The organism is Acinetobacter sp. 161(2023), from assembly GCF_037027805.1.
Classification (GTDB): Bacteria; Pseudomonadota; Gammaproteobacteria; order Pseudomonadales; family Moraxellaceae; genus Acinetobacter.
This window is the reverse complement of record NZ_JAZEYD010000016.1, coordinates 86655-105568: the sequence shown is the minus strand read 5'-3', so window position 1 is coordinate 105568 and position 18914 is coordinate 86655. Positions and strand designations below refer to the sequence as shown.

Here is an 18914-nt window from a genome sequence, read left to right as displayed (position 1 = left end):
AATTGTGCCCACGTTTACGTGTGGCTTATTACGTTCAAACTTAGCCTTAGCCATGTTTATAGTCCTCGTTTACGTCGAACACAATTCTGAGTAAAACTCAGCATCGACATATCGCCTAAAAAATCAAACACCCAATACTTGAAAAGCAGACTAATAAGCCTGCTTTTTAAATCTTTGTAGAAAATCTACTAAACTGTATCTGGAGCTCTTATCGAGATTTGAACTCGAGACCTCTCCCTTACCAAGGGAGTGCTCTACCACTGAGCTATAAGAGCGATTATCCTTCGATGGAGCGGGAGACGAGGGTCGAACTCGCGACATGCAGCTTGGAAGGCTGCCGCTCTACCAACTGAGCTACTCCCGCACGATGCTGGTATACTTAGCACTTCAATCGAAGTTAATGGTGGTGAGAGAAGGATTCGAACCTTCGAAACTTTCGTAGCGGAGTTACAGTCCGCCCCCTTTGACCGCTCGGGAATCTCACCACATCACACTTATTTCAGTGTTATCCTTCACTTAACAACTTCACACTTTAGATGGTGCCGGCACACGGATTCGAACTGTGGACCTACTGATTACAAGTCAGTTGCTCTACCAACTGAGCTATGCCGGCGCTTCTTAGTGTTTCGTACGTTTCGTATCGGAACGGTGTGCAGTTTAGCAAAACTTCCAAGCGATGCAAGCAGTTTTTTAAAAAAAACTGCTAAAAACTCATAAAATCAATCCGTTTGATGATAATTCAACCGCTTTGATCACTGCGCGAGCTTTTATTTGGGTTTCATTCCATTCTGATTCAGGATTTGAGTCAGCAACCAAGCCTGCTCCAGCCTGCACATAGACTTTTTTATCACGGATTACACACGTACGGATTGCAATCGACATATCCATTTCACCATGCCATCCTAAATATCCCACGGCCCCACCAAAAACACCTCTTTTTACAGGCTCTACTTCATCAATAATTTCCATTGCACGAATTTTCGGTGCGCCAGATAAAGTACCTGCTGGGAAAGTTGCCTTAAATACATCTAGTGCATCGATATCATCACGCACTTCACCTTGTACATTTGAAACGATGTGCATGACATGCGAATAGCGTTCAATGACCATTTGATCAGTCACTTTGACTTTACCAATTTTAGAAACTCGCCCAACATCATTTCGACCAAGGTCAATCAACATTAAATGCTCTGCGATTTCTTTTTCATCAGAAAGTAAGTCTTTTTCTAAAGCGATATCTTCTTCTTTAGTTTTTCCACGTGGTCTCGTACCAGCAAGCGGGCGAACTGTCGCAATACCATTTTCCAAACGAGAGAGAATTTCAGGTGAAGATCCTACAATATGAAATGGTTTTTGATCCGTAATTGTTTGACCTTGTACCAAGAACAAATAAGGTGAAGGATTTAAATGACGTAAAGCACGGTAAACCTGTAAAGCCTCGCCATCAAAGTCAGAAACCATGCGTTGCCCAGGAACAACTTGCATAACATCACCAGCACGGATGTATTCTTTAACCTTTTCTATGGTCTCAAGGAATTTCGCTTTACCCGTAATCGATTCAAAATGAGGTGGTGTATGTGGCTTAGCTTGCAAGCTAACTGGTGTAGCCAACAATTGCTCTAATTGATCTAATTTTTGCTGCGCATCTTCATAAGCATTTGGCTGTGCTGTATCAGCATGGACAATTAAAAACAAGGTATCTTTCAGGTTATCAAAAACAATGACTGTCTTTGAGAGCATCAACCATAAGTCGGGTAAAGCAATTGGATCAGCCGCAGGCACATTCTTTAAGCGTGGCTCAATATAACGAACTGCATCATAGCCCAAATAGCCAACCAATCCGCCTGTAAAACTTGGTAAGTCAGGCAGAAGCTCAGCTGGTGGAACTGTAAATTGCTTCTGAAACTCACGAATATATTCAAATGGATCTAGACAATCTTCTTGTGTGATTGAACCATCAGCATGCTGTATAGATAAAACGCCAGCATTACATGAAAAAACTGTCGACTCACCTAAACCAATCATGGAGTAGCGCGCCCAGTTTTCACCACCTTCAACCGACTCAAATAAATAAGCTTGTTTTTGCTCCTTAAAACGAGCAAAAACCGATAAAGGTGTTTCCGTATCTGCCAAACGCTGACGATAAACTGGAATAGTGTTGTAACCTGATGCCTTAAGTTGTTCGAATTGCGCTAATGTAGTCATGAATTTTTCTCTAATATGGTTTCGATTTAAAACGGTGTTTTTTAGTTTCGATTTAGACACGCCATCGAAAAACCATACGCTTATTCATGCTGATCTCCATTTCACTCATTAGATAATTAACTCAGCCAAACTATCAACCACTTGCTGAGGTTGGCAATCATAGATATTTTCTCCATGATTATAGCCATAGCTAACCACAATACAATCAATTCCCGCACGACGCGCAGCCTCAATATCGTTACTTGAGTCGCCAATCATTAATGATTGCGAAGCAGATATTTTTAAGCTTTGCATGCAATGCAATAAAGGCAATGGATGTGGCTTTCTCTCTGGCAAACTATCGCCCCCAAGTACAACTTGGAAATAAGAAGAAAGGTCTAATGCATCAAGTAACCCTTGAGCAAGTTGCACAGGCTTATTGGTAACACATGCCATATGTATATTCAAAGCTTTACAATGCTTTAAAAACTCAGTGACTCCCGGATAAATTTGAGTATTCACACAAAGTTCTGCACCATATATGTCAATAAATTTCTGTAAGAGGACTTTATGCTGCTGAGTATCTAATTTTCCAAAAATATGAAGTAGAACGCTTTCACAGAGTTTAGACACTCCCTTGCCGACCCATGCTCGTATCTGGGCTTCTGTTACTAATGGCCAATTGAGCGCCTCTAAACTTAAATTCATAGACCGATACAAATCAGCAGCAGAATCAACCAGTGTTCCATCTAGATCAAATAAAATTAAATCGCGCTTATTTAGTTGTGCAACAGACATCTTCTTCTTCTCAAAATTAAAAAGGCATGCGTTTAGCATGCCTTGATTGTAAAAGCAGCAACAAATTATTTAAAGAACAACCATGCCAATAAAGCTAAAATTACTAAAGTAATAATGGTGATTAAACCAACTGAGGCATTCTTCTGTTGCTCTTTTTCTTCAGCAACACGAGAAACTGGCTCCTCAAAGCCAACAGGTGCCTGTTGTGGTTGTACATTAATATCCACACCTTCCGGAATCGGTGCAGGTTTCGGAATAGAGATATTCTGTGGCATGCCATCGCGACTAACTTCTATTTCTGCAGCACGCTCTGTAAGGCTTGGCATTCCTTGATCACTTAAATCTTGAGATGGAGCCGTATTTACAGGTTCTACTTCAATTTCAGGCAAATCTACAATTTCCTGCGCAGGTGCCAGCACAGAAAATTTAAAGCTAGCAAATTGAACAATGTCACCATCATGTAGCTGTTTTTCTTGCTCAATACGAATATCGTTTATGAATGTGCCATTCGATGAGTTAAGGTCTTGTACCCATAGCAATTGATCTTTTAAAAGCAATGCAGCGTGGCGACGTGAAATTTCAGCAGCTTGTAACAACACATCGGCATCTTGATGGCGCCCCACCAGCATATCACGATCAACACTAATTTCTTGGCCAGTAATTTCACCAGTAATTGCTTGTAATTTCCAAGTCATGCGTATGTCCTATTCATTTTTATCAATCATAACATGTCACTACGGCGCCATGCTTGGACGCAGTGTCGTTGTTGTTACGGTATTTTTAGTACGATTAACTTCAGGTTCGGGCAACTGTAAGGTTTGCTTTCGAACCACAGGCTCTACTGCTACAGGTGTTATTACTGTCGAGCTTTTGCCACCTGAAGGAACCTGTTGATAATTTTTTGGCTGAGAGCCAATATCTGGCGGTGTCATTTTTTGATTATAGACATCATCGACCTGTTCAGGCAGTTTGGCAAAGTTGCCATTTCTATCCATCGCCAATTGCAAACTGTAAAGCTGGTTATAGCGCTGCTGAGACAAACGGCGTACATCGTTCGCATCACCTACAATTGTTGGATGAATAAAGACGAGTAGGTTACGTTTTACATTACTTCTGTTATCTGATCGGAACAAGCGTCCAACATAAGGGATACTACTTAACCCAGGTATGCCTTGTCTTGAAAGCGAGGTGTCATCTGACACCAAACCACCTAAAACAACAGTTTGTCCATGCTCAGCCAAAACAGCGGTTTTAATAGCACGTTTGCTTGTCACTAGGTCAGCTGCTTGCCCACGACTATCTTGAACAGCAGAGACTTCTTGCTCAACTTCCAGACGAACTGTACCACCTTCCCCGATATGTGGAACAACTTTTAATGTCACACCAACATCTTTTCGTTCAACAGTTGTATAAGGATTAATACCTGTACTATTGGTAGTGACCGAACCTGTTACAAAAGGAACGTTCTGACCCACAACAATATAAGCCTCTTCATTATCCATAGTTACAATGGATGGTGTCGAAAGTAAATTTGATTTGGTATTGGTTTTGAGTGCTTGAATTAATGCACCATAAGCCTTACGGGAGTTCTCAAAATTACCCACAGCCACAGTTGCCCCATTACCTTTATTGGCACCACCAGCAATAGCAGACGCCGCCCCAGCCGAACCACCTGATAAATAACCAGCAGCAATCGAAGATAAACTCGCTCCCACATTACTAAAGCTAAGTAAACCAATCCCACTAGATAAATCACCTAAGGCCCATTGAATTCCAAGTTGATCTGCATCATCTCCTGAGACTTCGATAATTGCAGCCTCAATGAGTACTTGCTGACGGCGCACATCGAGCTGCTGAATCGCAGATTCAATTTCACGCATTAATTGGGGATCAGCTTTGACAACCAATGAGTTTTGGGCACTGTCCGCAATAATACTTACACCATTTTGGTTAAAGCTGGAGATACTGTTCTGATTGTTGTTATTTGAATTACCATTCAGGTTTATTGCAGGGGTAGAAATTGATGTACCATTTGAACCTGAATTTGTTGAGTTAGAATTTTGATTATTACCCATTAAACCATTCATCGAATTTGATGAGTTAGATGAATTTTTATTGTTATTTGAAGAAGAAACAGCTTGTCCTGTCACGAGTCCTTGTAAAATCTCAGATAAACTTTTTGCACTTGCATATTTCAATCGGAAAACTTTTAAGCCCCCTAAGCGGTCTGCTGAAGGCACATCCAGCATTTCAATCATGTGGCGAAGGCGCTTACGCGTTTCAGGGTCACCCTTTACTAAAATACGATTGGTTCGATTGTCTGCAATAATACGTATACGTGCACCATTAAAATCTTTCGATGCTCCTGTTGCACTCATCGCTTCAAGTTGAGTAATGATTTCTTCTGCTTGGCTCGATTGAAGGTTGATCGCTTCAATATCGTTTTGCCCAGTTCCGTCTAGATTACGAATAATATTTTCAAGCTGATAGATGTTCGTAGCTCGGTCCGAAACAATCAGCGCATTGGTTCCCGCAATCGCCGCCATATGCGCAAACTGTGGCATTAAAGGGCGAAGTGCTGGAATTAAGTCATTTGGATTCGTATTTTCAAGCCAAATCACTCGTGTAACGATTTGATCACCGCGAACCTTATTTCGAGAATCGTAGGGAATTCCCGAATTTTTAACATTGCTATCCGGCACCAGCTTAATGGTATTTCCAGAAGGAATCGCCACCACCCCATTTACATTTAAGACCCCAAGAAACAGGTCATAAACTTCATCTTTATTGAGGGGTTTGTTCGATATTACTGTGACATTGCCACGCACTCGCGGATCTACTGCAAAGTTTTTCCCCGTGATGTCTGCAACTTCATTAATAAATGCAGTTAAGTCAGCATCACGTAAATTGATCTTCCATGTTTGGGCATAGACGCTGCTGCTCACTGTCGCAATCAATGGGGCTGCTGCAAGTAATGCCCAAAGTGGACGTTGATGATTCAATAAAGCCATAACTTGCGATATTTCCTAACTCTTATGGTGACGTGTTATCACTAAAAATTTTGTTGTATGGTCATCACTTGATCACCACGTTTTATTTCTAATTTCACTTGTCCGGCTCGACGAGCCTGTTCAAGTAACTGCACATCCGTTTGTCCTTGCCCAACCGTTTGACCATTTAAAGAAACAATTCGGTCACCCGGCCTTAAACCTAACTTATTTCGAAGCGCAGTGGGTGTACGTTCTGTAACTTCAAAACCTTCGCTTGAGCTCCCGCTTACCCCCATATCTTTAAGATACTGCTCTCGGTTACCTTGCATCTGCTGGATTGCCTGCCCAAGCGCTTCTTGAGTTGTATTGGTCGAAGGTGCCTGTTGAGCAGGGACAGTTGAATTCGCTGGGGTTGCCTGTGGATTAGGTGGTTGATATAACCCATTTGGCAAACCTTTAAATTGAAGCTCACGCGTACTCCCATTACCTTGACGTAATATCACGTGATCCCAATAAACTTCTGCTAGCTGATAGGATGTAGAAGCTATTGTTTCACCCACCCGATATCGGTCAGCAGTATTATCAAGCTTAATAACAGCTGAAGAAAAACGGTTCGGATAACCCACTATCACACCCTGCAATTCTAGTTTGACATTTTCCTGAGCTGCATTGGCTGAAGGTTCATTAAAAAGTGAAAAAGTACTAATGTTAGGAATTTGCGGTTGCTGTGATCCTAACTCTACCCGATCAAACTGCATCATTTGAGGAGGTGCAATGACCCACCAAAATAATGAAGCCAATTTCCAGCACAGCCATAAAACTAAAAAAGCAAATACGACAACACTTAACCGATTTAACTTTTGCCATTGTAGTTGCTGTAATTTTTCAATCCATACTTTCATTAGTTACCCCCTTGTATTAAGGGTTGACGAGAACTAATGACAAAAGTATCTAAACCAGCTTTCCCATCATAAGATGGGATATTCAGTAATAATCTTTGTGTAAGCTGCACATCAAGCATCATATTGGCATCTAATAGAAGATTTGCCATTTTTTGACTGCGTTGATCACGTATATCAATCTGTAATTTACCATTTTGGTCCGTTAATTGCCCATTTAAAGAAGGCATATTCATCCGGTCTTGACGGTCACTAATATTATAGATTAAAGCACCACCACCCCAATGCAATTGACCATCAACTGCGGCGAAACCTTGCTCTTTTTTATAATTAAAATCAATATCTTTTAACTGGATACTGTTCACTGGCCATTGCCAGTTCACAATTTGTTTTAATGTTTCAGGCGCAATTTGACCATTCATTGCCCTTACAAGTACTTTTTTACCAACGCCATAGGCCATTACCCCAGATAATTGGGTATTTCCACTATGGATATCTACATCAGCAGCGAACCTTAATAAAAACAGGTCAAGAGGTCTAGTTTTCCAATGAATCGAGCCTCTCAAAGTACCGCGCCGCCAATCTGCTTGGCCTTGCCAGATATTTCCACTTACATTGTGTAGAGTTTGATTATTCTTTGAAAATTTAGAAATAAGCCAAGTCGCTGGGATCTGTAAAATAATAAAAATTAAAAATGCAATGAGGGCAAATAACCACCACTTCCATTGCTTAGACTTTTTCTTCATTCAGCCTTACCAACATGCAAATTATCGTCCTTATTTTGAGAGTAGCTCCCTAGTCTGACATTATGCATACTTTTTCAACATCGCCAATTCACTTCATATAAAAAAACCAAGCAATCGGGCTTGGCTTCGGTATTAAGACTATAAGTTGAACGTATGACAAAATCATGAAAACGTGTTGATTGACTTAATAAGTGCACATTTGATCTCAACAATGTATTTAAAGATGAATTTAAACACTCAAATTCTTAAATAATATTTACCGCAAAATTTTTAGATATTTTCACGCATAAAAAAGCCAGGCAAATTTGCCTGGCTTTTAAAAAGGGCAATACGATTAGATTAAGAAATCTTCAAGTTTTGCGCCTTTTTCAATTTCAGCAACTAACCAGCGTGGTTGTTTACCACGGCCAGTCCAAGTCTCTTCAGAATTGTTTTTGTTGCGGTAGCGCGGCTCAACAGATTTACGTGTTGTCTTCTTACGTTTTTGAGCACCAAACTCAAGAAGCTGTTCAACACTAAAACCTACATTTTCAGCGATCTCGATAATTTGATTATAAGCATCTTCGATTGCTTGATCTTTTTTACTTACAATTAAAGCTTCTGCTTCTTCTTGTAAACGTTTTAACTCTTCAACAGATAATTCACTGATATCCGGTTTCATTAATAAATACTCCAGTCTTACAGACAATTCAAAATAATACAGACAAAATTTAAAAACATAAAATCAAGACTAATATTATTTATAATCTATTCAATAAGCAATAGTTTGAAAGCCGTGTTCATCAGAATAATCAAAAAAATTACCTTTTAATTACATTATCAATTATAAATGACATATATTTTATTAATATTTATTTAAGATAAATGTATTAAGTCATGTCCAACAGTTTTTTCTAGCTCAATAATTTTTTGTTTTATTTCCTGAGGTATTTCACATTTTCGTTCTGTTAATTTATCTACGCAGACCATAACAGCTTCGCCAGTAGCCACGATTTGTTGTTGTGTCTCGCTCCATAATATATAAGCCATACGGAATGCACTATTACGGAGCTCTTCCACGCGAACACCGACTTTCAATACATCTGGATAAAAAACTGGCTTTAAATATTTACACTGACTTGAGGCTACAACGGTATATAATTGTGGGGTTAATATATTTATCGCTTCCATATATAAAATACGTGAGCTTTCAATATATCGATAATATTGCACATTATTGACATGACCAAAAGCGTCCATATCTCCCCACGCTACTTTTTGTTCATATATTATCGGGTAGACAGACAGTTCTTTCATTTTTGCCTCATATTTTAAATTTTAAAAAATTCGCATCATTTTCAAAGATTAGGTTTAACTGTTTGATTAACACCTCATCTTCATTAAGCGTAGACTTAATACGTAAATAGCTCATTAAAATATTATCTGGATATAATGATAATAATGTTTCAGCCTCTGCTTGACGTCCAGTTGCCATATAGACATGCCATTTTGCAAAAGTTAAAACTGGCAAATTCATATATTGATTTTCAAACTCGATAATTTTTTCTTCGACATCGGCATAGTCTGGAACCTGCTTAAGCAATTGTTGCTGGAACCACAGGTAAAATACTTCTGGATCGAACTGCTCTTTTAATAGGTGTAGTGTTAATGCCGCATGCTGCATGCTCATATCAGGCATACGCGCCAATAGTTTGAGCCATAACAACTTACTGCTATACGGTCGAGTTTGAATCTCAGACTCTAAATCCAGATAACGTTGTTGCAATGCATGCTGGTCATCAATAGAAGCCTCATCAAACTGCTGAAGAAGTTGCTGTAGCCATAAATCACGATGCTCAGCATCTAGCAAACCATACTTCATTGAACGTAAATATACCCATGGATGTTGTAGCGCCAATTGCCCCCATAACGCGGTTAATCTTTGCTGGTAGGCAGTTTCTATTTCCTCAAGCCAAGGCGACAACTGATGTTGGTATAAAAACTCAAGATGAGTTAATGCACGATCAGCTTCGTTTTGGGCTAAAAAGATTTCGATTCGTTCTAACTCTGCCAATTCAAATGCCATAGGCGGTGACTGATCTAAAGCAGCTAATGCTTTTGGATAGTCTCCATTTGAAACTAGAAACTTGGCATCAATGATATTTTTTAAAAGCGCTGACTGAGTAAAAACACGTTCAATAAATACACGTTGGTCTTCAGCGGCCTCTAATAACCAGACAATACCTAATTGTTCATAGGGATGTAGGTTTTTAAACTGGAAAATATTTTCACTTTTCCTCTGCTCACGAGAGGAATAACGCTTAATCCAAAGCCACACCAGTTGAGCAATAAAACTTACTACCACAAAAGCGAGGGTTAAGCCCCAGACATTTGTTTGCAACTGCAATTGTCGCCAGTAGATATAGACATACCCCATTCCATAGCCATAACTCAATAAAGCTAAAGCGGCAAAGAGTATTAAGCTGATTACAAAATAAACCGACAGGAGGTGTTTCATATCTCCTCCTTATGAGCCAATTAGACCAAGTGTAGATAATTTAGGAACAGGCACTATCGACAAATGTGCCACTTTAGCAATACGTTTTTTTAACTGCTGACTCGTTGCATCAGGCATTTCATCTAGCTTTTGCATCACAGATTGCAACTCGTTTTGGTACTCTGTCATTTTGCCTTGATTGAGCGCCTGTTCAGCAATTAATAATCTTAATTGCACTTCTTTGAGCACTACACTTCGATTCATTAAATTAATAGACGGCGTTTCTACTTTTTCTATACGGAACCATCTTTTCCACCAAGATACAGACTCGGATTGATCCATCTCAAGTTTAGGCTGAGCTAAGGCTTGCTGAATATTTTTATCAATCGTCTGTAATAAATCATCAATCAATTGATGGCGTTGATTTTGGGCCAAACTGAATTGTTGAACTGCTTGTTTATCCTGCTCAAGTGATTGGTTCAAGCTATGTTGCAATGCAGGGGCAATTTCATAGTGCGCAAGGGATTGCTGTAACTGACTTAATTGATCAACTGCATAAATCAATTGTTGTTGATCAATTGCAAATTGAATTAAATCTAACTTTTGTTTAATTAAAACTGTAGGAGCAATACCTGCTGGTGGAGTATCTGGGTGGGCCACCGAACTTAGTTTATCGCCAGTATTTACAGGTTGATTCTGTAATTGGCGCTGTAAAGCAACCAATTGATCATTTAGATTGGCATAGTGTTGTTCTGATTGAAGCAGACTTTGCTTAAGCTCGGGAACAGTACGAGAAATTTGCCACATATCGTAACTGAGCTTAGCCAACCAAGCCATGCCCAGTAAAATGATGATAGAAACAAGTTTTCTCATACGAATCCTTATAATGCCTGAATGTGATGAATCATCCCCGAAGGCGATAAATTTTCAAGTTGAATAATGTGAAAATGAGCCTGTTGTTGATCGCGATATTCTTTAACAATTTGAAAAAGACGTGGCCCTAAAACCAAATATACACAATCAGGTTGTACATTATTTTTTGAACAAAGCTCTAACCAATACTTCCAGCTTGCCTCACTCGTAATTAAGACCAGCCATTTGTTTAAATTATAATTTGAATTCTGTGTCAGATGTTTGAATGTGTAATATGAGGCTTCTGGACACTGCCGATGATATAAAACGAAATTTAGAATCTGAATGCCTTGCTGCTGCAAGGTCTCCATCATAAATTGACGTCCACCCTCTCCTCGCCAAAAAGCGACGCTACCAGTCGGCTTCATGTTATGAAGAATAGGTAGATTTAACATCCCTTCAGAGGTTTCAACATCTGGAATATGTGCTTCTATTCCATACTCATTTAAACAATTGGCGGTTGACTGTCCAACGGCAATCCACTGAATATGTTTCAAGTCAGCTAGTTTTAAGCCGCTTTGTGCTAAATACTTCATCCCCACATCAACAGCGCTTGGACTAACGACAACAATAGCTTGTACATTAACTAATTGTTGGTAAAGCTGAAGTAAGTGTTCGGAAAAGGATTTGGCAACGAGTTCTAAAAGAGGTAAAGACTCAACCTGATAACCTTCATTTTGCAAAGCATCTGTTAATTCAGCTGCACGAGAATCAGGTCGAGTATTAATAAACAACATGGTTTAGTAGAGAGCCTTTAATAGCTCGCCCGCACCTTGATCAAGTAAGTTTCGAGCAAGGTTTTCACCCAGTTGATGAGCATTGCTCGCTTCATCTGTCAGTTCAGCACGTAATAATGTTTGCCCATCAGGACTTCCGACACGACCTTCAATATGGATTTGTCCATTTTGTAGCGTGGCATAACCTGCAATCGGAACCTGACAACCACCTTCAAGATAAGCATTAAAAGCACGCTCAGCACGTACACAAACATCGGTTTCTTCGTGTAATAGCGGTTGAATTAAAGCTAATACATCTTGGTCAGCTGCACGGCATTCCAAGCCCAATGCACCTTGACCCACTGCAGGCAAACTAATATCTGGTGTTAAACAATGACGAATACGTTCTGAAAGACCTAAACGCTTCAAACCAGCGCTAGCTAAAATAATAGCGTCATATTGACCATCATCCAGCTTTGCTAAACGTGTGCCAACATTTCCACGCAAGTCAATAATTTGCAAATCAGGACGTTGTTTTAAAATTTGAGATTTACGGCGTAAACTCGAGGTGCCCACTTTTGCACCTTGAGGTAGGTCAGCAAATTTTTCAAATTGATTTGAAACGAAGGCATCTAATGGATCTTCACGTTCACAAATTACGGCCAAGGTTAGACCTTCTGGCAAAGCCATCGGGACATCTTTCATTGAATGTACAGCTAAATCTGCACGCCCATCTAAAAGTGCTGCTTCTAACTCTTTAACAAACAGCCCTTTCCCACCAATTTTTGCTAAAGGCGTATCTAAGATTTTATCGCCCTGCGTGACAAATTTAACCAACTCCACCGTTAAATCTGGGTGAAGCTCCTGTAATCGGGCACGAATATATTCTGCCTGCCAAAGAGCAAGTGGGCTTTGTCGTGTAGCAATTTTCAAGGTTTTCATAAATTCAAGCATGGGCTGGTCAAACGATACACCCTAAACTTAACTTGATCCCTTAAAATTGCAAGTAAAATCTCGCACGCACCAGATAACTCTTTTTAGGTTTAGAGCTGATGAATCCGCTCTCTAAGCATAGATAAATGTCGACGACTCACCGAAAGTCGTTCATCTAAGCCACGTAATCGAACCTGATATTGCCCAGAGCTAACGAGTTCCAATCCATCTAAATATGCAACCGCAACCAATGCATTTCGATGAATACGAATGAATTGATCTGCAAATTCGGTTTCAAGCTCTTTTAAAGTTTCATCAATTAATACACTGCCATTTTGATGACGCACCGTGACATATTTTTGATCGGCTAAAAAATAATAGATATTTTCAACAGGAATCAGCTCAACTCCACGATAGGTTTTTGCAGCAATTTGATGTCGCTGTGTTTTTAGATCATGTAAAAAATCATGTTGTGGTAAAGCATTGAGCTGTGCTTGAGTAAGCTGAGTCAACTGACTAAAAACTTGTTCAAGCTCTTGAGGATCAATTGGTTTAAGAAGATAAGCTTGAGCCTGAGACTTAAATGCTTCCAACGCATGTTGGTCATAGGCCGTACAGAATACAATCGCAGGTCGAGGATTTAGCTGGCTTAGCTGTTCCGCACAGACAAGACCATTCATACCTGGCATTTGAATATCAAGTAAGATTACATCCGGTTGATGAAGCCGCGCCTGTTCCAAGGCTTCTTGTCCATGCTGAGCTGTTGATACAACTTCATGTCCCATCTTTGAAACTAAACGTGATAATCGCTCCACTGCAAGTGGTTCATCATCACAAATCAGCACCTTCATTCATCCTCCTTGTCACCGTTAACTTGATCCATGTTTTTATGGTTAACTCTGACTAACTTATTATTTTGTTTGATATTGATAGCTCATAATGGTGGTATATAAGGTTTCACCTTTATAAACCTGAAATCTTACGGAATTCCCATAATATGCTTTCAGGCGCTGTTTTACATTTTCAAGCGCGATTCCATGCCCTTTCCTTGAATTTATTGTATCGTCTGTATATGGGTTGGTAATGACTATACTGACCTGATTTTGCAATATTTCAACCAATACCCCTATGGTTGCTTTACCCAGCATTGGTTCTACCCCATGAAAAATACTATTTTCTAACAAAGGTTGTAATGTCAATAAAGGAATGGTGACCTGTTTCAGTTGCACAGGTGAAAGCTCGATTTTCCAATCTACTTTTAAACGCTCTCCCAAACGCACTTGCTCAATCATTAAATATTGTTTACTCAGCTCGATTTCTTCATGCAGACTCACCAATTTCAATTCTTGGAAGCTGGCGCGAAATAAACGTGACAGACTAATGAGCATGCTTTCTGCTTTATCTGGGTCTATCGCAATCAAACTCACCACATTATTTAAACTATTAAATAAAAAATGAGGGTGAATTCGCGCTTGCATGGCCTGAATACGGGCATTTAACTCCACAGACTGTTGATGCAACCACTGTTCTCTGACATATAAATAACGTAAGCAGAAAGCCCCGAGTAATATTCCATAGCTTAGATATAAAGGCACATTGGTAAAATAAATGCTCCAGTTCTGTGTTAAAGAAGCATGTTTATTTAAAAGGCCAAACTGAAAAAAATTACTCATTAAGGTCGTCAAAACAACAATACCTTGCAGCATGACAAAACCGATAGCCAAGGCAAATTCTTGATGTAACCTGCTAAAAAAAGCTTGAAAGCGTTCCACCAAGGCAAAAAACGACAATATGACCCAGTTAATAAAAACGATGTATTGTAAAAGGCGTCCACCGCTTAATGCTTGCCAAGACTGTGCTTCAGCCAATGCTAAGACCAGTGCCAAAACATTACTTGCAACAATTAATTCGAATAAGTGTTGCCAACGCCCGTTTTTCGTAAAAAAATAGGAAGCATTTTGATTTCGGTATGCTGTAGGAAACAACTTTGTTTGTTGAGCTTCGGCAAGTGATATACTCTTTTTTATTTTACTGAGCCACCATGACCACATCTTCAAATCCCCCTAATTCAGTAACCCCAGACCAAACTTCAGGTATGTGGGGTGGTCGTTTTTCTGAAGCGACGGATGCTTTTGTAGCCGAATTTACCGCCTCTGTTCAGTTTGACCAGCGTTTTTATAAACAAGACATCGCTGGTTCGATTGCGCATGCTACCATGCTTGCGAAAGTTGGCGTACTCACAGAAGCAGAACGCGATGACATTATTGAAGGTTTAAGCACCATTCGCTCAGAAATTGAGGCTGGAAACTTTGAATGGCGCATCGATCTTGAAGATGTTCACATGAACATTGAATCACGTTTGACTCAACGTATTGGCATTACAGGTAAAAAACTACACACAGGTCGTAGTCGTAACGATCAGGTTGCAACTGATATTCGTCTTTACCTACGCGACGAAATTGATGATATTTTAAAATTATTAGAACGCTTACAAAAAGGCTTATTAGGCTTGGCTGCCAAAAACGTAAGTACAATTATGCCGGGCTTTACACACCTACAAACAGCTCAACCAGTAACTTTTGGTCATCACTTGTTAGCATGGTTTGAAATGTTGATTCGTGACACTGAACGTCTTCAAGACTGTCGTAAGCGCGTTAATCGCATGCCACTTGGTTCAGCTGCTCTTGCTGGTACAACTTATCCGATTGACCGTGCTTATACAGCAGAACTTTTAGGTTTTGAAGCTGTATCTGAAAACTCTCTTGATGCTGTATCTGACCGTGACTTTGCAATCGAATTTAACTCTGCTGCTGCACTGATCATGATGCATTTATCACGTATGTCAGAAGAACTGATTCTTTGGACTTCTGCACAGTTCAAATTTGTGAATATTCCTGACCGCTTCTGTACTGGTTCTTCAATCATGCCGCAGAAGAAAAATCCGGATGTTCCAGAGCTTATTCGTGGTAAATCTGGCCGTGTATTTGGTGACTTAATTAGCTTACTTACGCTCATGAAAGGTCAACCATTGGCTTACAACAAAGATAACCAAGAAGACAAAGAACCTTTATTTGATGCAATCGATACGGTTCGTGGTTCACTCATGGCTTTCGCAGACATGATTCCTGCATTGGTTCCAAATATTGAAATCATGCGTGAAGCTGCACTTCGTGGATTCTCGACTGCAACCGATCTTGCTGACTATTTAGTGAAAAAAGGCGTTGCTTTCCGTGATGCGCATGAAATTGTAGGTAAAGCTGTTGCGTTAGGTGTTGCTGAAGAAAAAGATTTATCTGAGTTAACACTTGAGCAGTTACAGCAATTCTCTGACCTAATTACAGCCGATGTGTTTGATAAAGCATTAACACTAGAAGCTTCTGTAAATGCACGTGATCATATTGGCGGAACTTCACCAAAACAGGTTGAAGCTGCGATTGCTCGTGCCCACACACGTTTAGAACAGTTATACGCTTAAGGATAAACCATGAGTCGACAAGTATTTTGCCGCAAATATCAAAAGGAAATGGAAGGTCTAGACTTCGCTCCTTTTCCGGGTGCTAAAGGCCAAGACTTTTTTGAAAATGTTTCTAAGCAAGCATGGCAAGAATGGTTACAGCATCAAACTACGCTGATTAATGAAAAGCGTTTAAATGTGTTTGAACCAGATTCAAAAAAGTTTCTTGAAGAACAACGTGAGAAGTTTTTCAATAATGATGAAAGCGTAGAAAAAGCTGAAGGCTGGAAACCAGAATAATCGGTTTGTTTTAGCTTACTCATCATTAAAAAGGCGGGTCTATATACATAGACCCGCCTTTTTTTACGTGAAACTTACACAAGCATAAAAAGCCTTACATAGAGCGAACAGGACTCTACATGACATAAAAAAGCTCAGAACTTACTATCAATTCATAGCAAGAAGAACACGATCCCTGTCGTGTTTATGTACTTGATTTTCTGTCCTGAACTTCCCCCCAAAGTTCGGGACATTTTTTTATCTATTATTTTTAAAAATAAAAAAGCCTTGTTTTAAACAAGGCTTTTAAATATTCCAGCTCAAAATTACTTTTCGTGGACTTTAGCTTCAATTTCTTCAATTTTAGTATGACGAGCATCAAAGCCTTTTGCCATATAAATAACTTGCTCAGCAATGTTACGTGCATGATCCCCAATACGCTCTAAAGAACGTAGAACCCACATGACATTAATAACACGAGCAATATGACGCGGATCTTCAATCATATAGGTCATTAATGTACGCGTTGCTGACTGATATTCACGGTCAATGTCAGCATCGGCTAAAAGTACACGTAAAGCCTGATCTGCATCTAAACGCGCAAAAGCATCAAGAGCATCATGAATCATGACACGCACTTGGTTACCAATATGACGTGTTTCCATGTAGCCACGAGGCGAACCGCCCTCTTCACAAAGGTTTTGTGCAATACGGGCAATTTTTGCTGCTTCATCACCAATACGCTCAAGGTCAGTATTGGCTTTGCTCATGGCAATAACCATACGCAAATCGATCGCTGCTGGATGACGGCGTGCCAAAATTAGCGTAAGACCTTCATCAATATCGCGTTCATATTGATTGACGGCGTTATCTTTAAATTGAACATCAATCGCTAAATTTGCGTCTGTATCAAGCAAAGAATGAATTGCATTTGCGACCTGTTGTTCGACCAAGCCACCCATGGTCATAAACTTTGTGTTTACATCTTGCAAATCTTCATTAAATTGAGAAGAAATATGATGGGTTAACACCGGATTACTTGGACTCAAGGAAAGCCTCCAACATGATGGCGCAGGAATAAAATGATTGAGCATTAGAACACAGCAATCATTAAGTTTTTATGACAAAATTAAATTTCAGATAAAAGCTTTTTATTACTGATAGGTTAACCAGTTATTTAACTCGGCCAGATCTTTTTCGCCTAACTGGCCTACCGCAGCTTTTAAACGAAGTACATTCAATAAATAGTCATATTGAGCATTAAGATAATCCTGTTTTGCAGAAAAAGCATTACGCTGAGCCAATAAAACATCAACCATACTTTTTAAACCTTCGTTATAGCTCGCTTTTGAAGCTTGAGAAACTAAAGAAGATGAATCCATTGCAGCTTTTCTTGCTTCGAGTTTTGCTTGGTCTGTATCGACCTGCATAAAGGCACTTTTTACATCGACATTGGCACGGCGGATGGCCGCATCAAGTTGAGCCTGCGCTTTACTGGCCTCTACAGTCGCCTTTTTAATTGATGTTCGGGTCCGTCCACCATTAAATAAATTCCAGTTCATTTCTACCCCAACCTGATCAAATTTTCCATCAGTCGAAATGAGCGTCTCTGGTGTCTGTTTGGTATAACCATAGCTTGCAACAGCATCAAGTTGAGGATAAAGCGCGGCCTTTTCCACACGGCGCTGATCTTCACTATATTGTTGCTGTAAACGGGCTTGCTGGATCTTTAGGTTTTTTTGCTGGGCCAAAGAAATCCAATCATTAAGCTCTGCTGGATAAGGCTTTTGAAAACTAAAATCACTTCGTAATACAGCAAGCTTATCTTGATAAGAACCAATATATTCAGAAAGCTTTTCTTGGGCTAAAAGTAATTGAACATTGGTTGAAATACGGTTGGCTCTAGCATTTTGATATTGAGCATTTGCTTCACTCACATCACTACGCGCCACCAAACCTTCTTTAAGTTTGGCATTCATCATATTGAGCTGCTCAAGCAAAGCTTTTTCTTCTTGTAAGTAAGCAACACCAAGAGCTTGCTGACGCAATACATTAAAATAGGCTTCTGCTACATTTAAAACATGATCTTGTTTTTGCAGTCTTAAGGTAATTTCACTTAAAGCAACCGAAGTTTTAACCTGTTTATAACCTTCCCAAGCATCCATTCGAAACAGTGGCTGACGTGCACTTAAAGTCGCTTGTTTGGTGGTCGATGTATTACTCACCAAAGCATCTGACAACCCTTCTTGATCAACACCCAGAAAGTTTGAACGTTTTACTGTTTGGCTATTACGATTAATCTTTCCAGACAAGGTAACTGTGGGTAGTAAAGCACCCGTTGCCAAGCCTAAATTGAGCTGATCTGCTTCAAATTGTTGTTGATTCGCTTGCCATGTCGGATCATTTTGTTTCGCGCGCTCATAAGTTTCAACTAAATCTAGAGCAAAACTCGAAGATGCAAAACTCCAAAGGCCAACAGCGACCATTAATTTTATTTTCATTGTTCAAATCAACGATAAAACTTGCC

At 39.7% G+C, this 18914-nt stretch carries 18 protein-coding genes and 4 tRNA genes; 2 read left to right on the top strand and 20 right to left on the bottom strand.

Going from position 1 to position 18914, the window contains the following annotated elements; all coding sequences use genetic code 11:
• Window positions 1–200: 200 nt before the first annotated feature.
• From WA249_RS15855 to WA249_RS15770, 18 genes are all read right to left on the bottom strand, one after another.
• Window positions 201–275 (bottom strand) — tRNA-Thr (locus WA249_RS15855).
• A gap of 13 nt (window positions 276–288) precedes the next feature.
• A tRNA-Gly gene (locus tag WA249_RS15850) sits at window positions 289–364 on the bottom strand.
• 37 nt (window positions 365–401) lie between these two features.
• Window positions 402–485, bottom strand: a tRNA-Tyr gene (locus WA249_RS15845).
• Between the two features lie 52 nt (window positions 486–537).
• Window positions 538–613, bottom strand: a tRNA-Thr gene (locus WA249_RS15840).
• Between the two features lie 98 nt (window positions 614–711).
• Window positions 712–2205, bottom strand: coding sequence for an anthranilate synthase component I (gene trpE, locus WA249_RS15835; protein ID WP_336170082.1), 1494 nt, complete (start codon window positions 2203–2205; stop codon window positions 712–714).
• Between the two features lie 108 nt (window positions 2206–2313).
• Window positions 2314–2982, bottom strand: coding sequence for a phosphoglycolate phosphatase (locus WA249_RS15830; RefSeq protein ID WP_336170080.1), 669 nt, complete (start codon window positions 2980–2982; stop codon window positions 2314–2316).
• Between the two features lie 65 nt (window positions 2983–3047).
• Complete coding sequence (locus WA249_RS15825; RefSeq protein ID WP_336170078.1) at window positions 3048–3677, bottom strand: FHA domain-containing protein; 630 nt, start codon at window positions 3675–3677, stop codon at window positions 3048–3050.
• 39 nt (window positions 3678–3716) lie between these two features.
• Complete coding sequence (gene gspD / locus WA249_RS15820; protein ID WP_336170076.1) at window positions 3717–5993, bottom strand: type II secretion system secretin GspD; 2277 nt, start codon at window positions 5991–5993, stop codon at window positions 3717–3719.
• Window positions 5994–6034: 41 nt separating this feature from the next.
• A complete protein-coding gene (locus tag WA249_RS15815) occupies window positions 6035–6874 on the bottom strand; it encodes a type II secretion system protein N (RefSeq protein WP_336170074.1) in 840 nt (279 codons plus the stop codon).
• A complete protein-coding gene (gene gspN / locus WA249_RS15810; RefSeq protein WP_336170072.1) occupies window positions 6874–7617 on the bottom strand; it encodes a type II secretion system protein N in 744 nt (247 codons plus the stop codon). Before gspN ends, WA249_RS15815 begins: the two co-directional genes overlap by 1 nt.
• A 334-nt stretch (window positions 7618–7951) precedes the next feature.
• The gene (locus WA249_RS15805) at window positions 7952–8278 is read right to left on the bottom strand and encodes an H-NS histone family protein (RefSeq protein ID WP_003654486.1); all 327 of its coding nucleotides are present in this window, start codon (window positions 8276–8278) and stop codon (window positions 7952–7954) included.
• A gap of 194 nt (window positions 8279–8472) precedes the next feature.
• Window positions 8473–8913 (bottom strand): acyl-CoA thioesterase, encoded by a 441-nt coding sequence (locus tag WA249_RS15800; RefSeq protein WP_003654484.1) that lies wholly within the window; start codon window positions 8911–8913, stop codon window positions 8473–8475.
• A 7-nt stretch (window positions 8914–8920) separates the two neighbouring features.
• Window positions 8921–10114 carry a heme biosynthesis protein HemY gene (locus WA249_RS15795; protein WP_336170069.1) on the bottom strand — a complete coding sequence of 398 codons (1194 nt, stop codon included), beginning with the start codon at window positions 10112–10114 and terminating at the stop codon, window positions 8921–8923.
• 9 nt (window positions 10115–10123) lie between these two features.
• Complete coding sequence (locus tag WA249_RS15790) at window positions 10124–10966, bottom strand: hypothetical protein (RefSeq protein ID WP_336170067.1); 843 nt, start codon at window positions 10964–10966, stop codon at window positions 10124–10126.
• An 8-nt stretch (window positions 10967–10974) separates the two neighbouring features.
• Window positions 10975–11742: a uroporphyrinogen-III synthase gene (locus WA249_RS15785; protein ID WP_336170065.1), complete on the bottom strand. Its 768-nt coding sequence runs from the start codon at window positions 11740–11742 to the stop codon at window positions 10975–10977.
• Between the two features lie 3 nt (window positions 11743–11745).
• Window positions 11746–12663 (bottom strand): hydroxymethylbilane synthase, encoded by a 918-nt coding sequence (hemC, locus tag WA249_RS15780; protein ID WP_034590869.1) that lies wholly within the window; start codon window positions 12661–12663, stop codon window positions 11746–11748.
• A gap of 101 nt (window positions 12664–12764) precedes the next feature.
• Complete coding sequence (locus tag WA249_RS15775) at window positions 12765–13505, bottom strand: LytR/AlgR family response regulator transcription factor (RefSeq protein WP_016139493.1); 741 nt, start codon at window positions 13503–13505, stop codon at window positions 12765–12767.
• Window positions 13506–13565: 60 nt separating this feature from the next.
• Entirely contained in the window at window positions 13566–14705 is a 1140-nt protein-coding gene (locus WA249_RS15770) for a sensor histidine kinase (RefSeq protein WP_336170059.1), read from the bottom strand.
• Here WA249_RS15770 and argH point away from each other — a divergent pair.
• Both argH and WA249_RS15760 read left to right on the top strand, forming a co-directional pair.
• Window positions 14696–16129, top strand: a complete 1434-nt coding sequence (gene argH, locus WA249_RS15765) for an argininosuccinate lyase (RefSeq protein WP_336170058.1) — start codon at window positions 14696–14698, stop codon at window positions 16127–16129. The two genes, WA249_RS15770 and argH, sit on opposite strands and share 10 nt — an antisense overlap.
• Window positions 16130–16138: 9 nt before the next feature.
• Window positions 16139–16408, top strand: a complete 270-nt coding sequence (locus WA249_RS15760; RefSeq protein WP_016139496.1) for an oxidative damage protection protein — start codon at window positions 16139–16141, stop codon at window positions 16406–16408.
• A gap of 305 nt (window positions 16409–16713) precedes the next feature.
• On the opposite strand, the gene phoU is transcribed toward WA249_RS15760, so the two are convergent.
• The gene (gene phoU, locus WA249_RS15755; protein WP_013199117.1) at window positions 16714–17436 is read right to left on the bottom strand and encodes a phosphate signaling complex protein PhoU; all 723 of its coding nucleotides are present in this window, start codon (window positions 17434–17436) and stop codon (window positions 16714–16716) included.
• 105 nt (window positions 17437–17541) lie between these two features.
• Window positions 17542–18873, bottom strand: coding sequence for a TolC family outer membrane protein (locus WA249_RS15750; RefSeq protein WP_336170084.1), 1332 nt, complete (start codon window positions 18871–18873; stop codon window positions 17542–17544).
• Window positions 18874–18914: the final 41 nt, after the last annotated feature.

Bases quoted from the DNA above. Each gene is read 5' to 3' on its own strand.
- trpE (WP_336170082.1), bottom strand. From the start codon at position 2,205: ATGACTACATTAGCGCAATTCGAACAACTTAAGGCATCAGGTTACAAC.
- WA249_RS15830 (WP_336170080.1), bottom strand. From the start codon at position 2,982: ATGTCTGTTGCACAACTAAATAAGCGCGATTTAATTTTATTTGATCTA.
- WA249_RS15825 (WP_336170078.1), bottom strand. From the start codon at position 3,677: ATGACTTGGAAATTACAAGCAATTACTGGTGAAATTACTGGCCAAGAA.
- gspD (WP_336170076.1), bottom strand. From the start codon at position 5,993: ATGGCTTTATTGAATCATCAACGTCCACTTTGGGCATTACTTGCAGCA.
- WA249_RS15815 (WP_336170074.1), bottom strand. From the start codon at position 6,874: ATGAAAGTATGGATTGAAAAATTACAGCAACTACAATGGCAAAAGTTA.
- gspN (WP_336170072.1), bottom strand. From the start codon at position 7,617: ATGAAGAAAAAGTCTAAGCAATGGAAGTGGTGGTTATTTGCCCTCATT.
- WA249_RS15805 (WP_003654486.1), bottom strand. From the start codon at position 8,278: ATGAAACCGGATATCAGTGAATTATCTGTTGAAGAGTTAAAACGTTTA.
- WA249_RS15800 (WP_003654484.1), bottom strand. From the start codon at position 8,913: ATGAAAGAACTGTCTGTCTACCCGATAATATATGAACAAAAAGTAGCG.
- WA249_RS15795 (WP_336170069.1), bottom strand. From the start codon at position 10,114: ATGAAACACCTCCTGTCGGTTTATTTTGTAATCAGCTTAATACTCTTT.
- WA249_RS15790 (WP_336170067.1), bottom strand. From the start codon at position 10,966: ATGAGAAAACTTGTTTCTATCATCATTTTACTGGGCATGGCTTGGTTG.
- WA249_RS15785 (WP_336170065.1), bottom strand. From the start codon at position 11,742: ATGTTGTTTATTAATACTCGACCTGATTCTCGTGCAGCTGAATTAACA.
- hemC (WP_034590869.1), bottom strand. From the start codon at position 12,663: ATGAAAACCTTGAAAATTGCTACACGACAAAGCCCACTTGCTCTTTGG.
- WA249_RS15775 (WP_016139493.1), bottom strand. From the start codon at position 13,505: ATGAAGGTGCTGATTTGTGATGATGAACCACTTGCAGTGGAGCGATTA.
- argH (WP_336170058.1), top strand. From the start codon at position 14,696: ATGACCACATCTTCAAATCCCCCTAATTCAGTAACCCCAGACCAAACT.
- WA249_RS15770 (WP_336170059.1), bottom strand. From the start codon at position 14,705: ATGTGGTCATGGTGGCTCAGTAAAATAAAAAAGAGTATATCACTTGCC.
- WA249_RS15760 (WP_016139496.1), top strand. From the start codon at position 16,139: ATGAGTCGACAAGTATTTTGCCGCAAATATCAAAAGGAAATGGAAGGT.
- WA249_RS15750 (WP_336170084.1), bottom strand. From the start codon at position 18,873: ATGGTCGCTGTTGGCCTTTGGAGTTTTGCATCTTCGAGTTTTGCTCTA.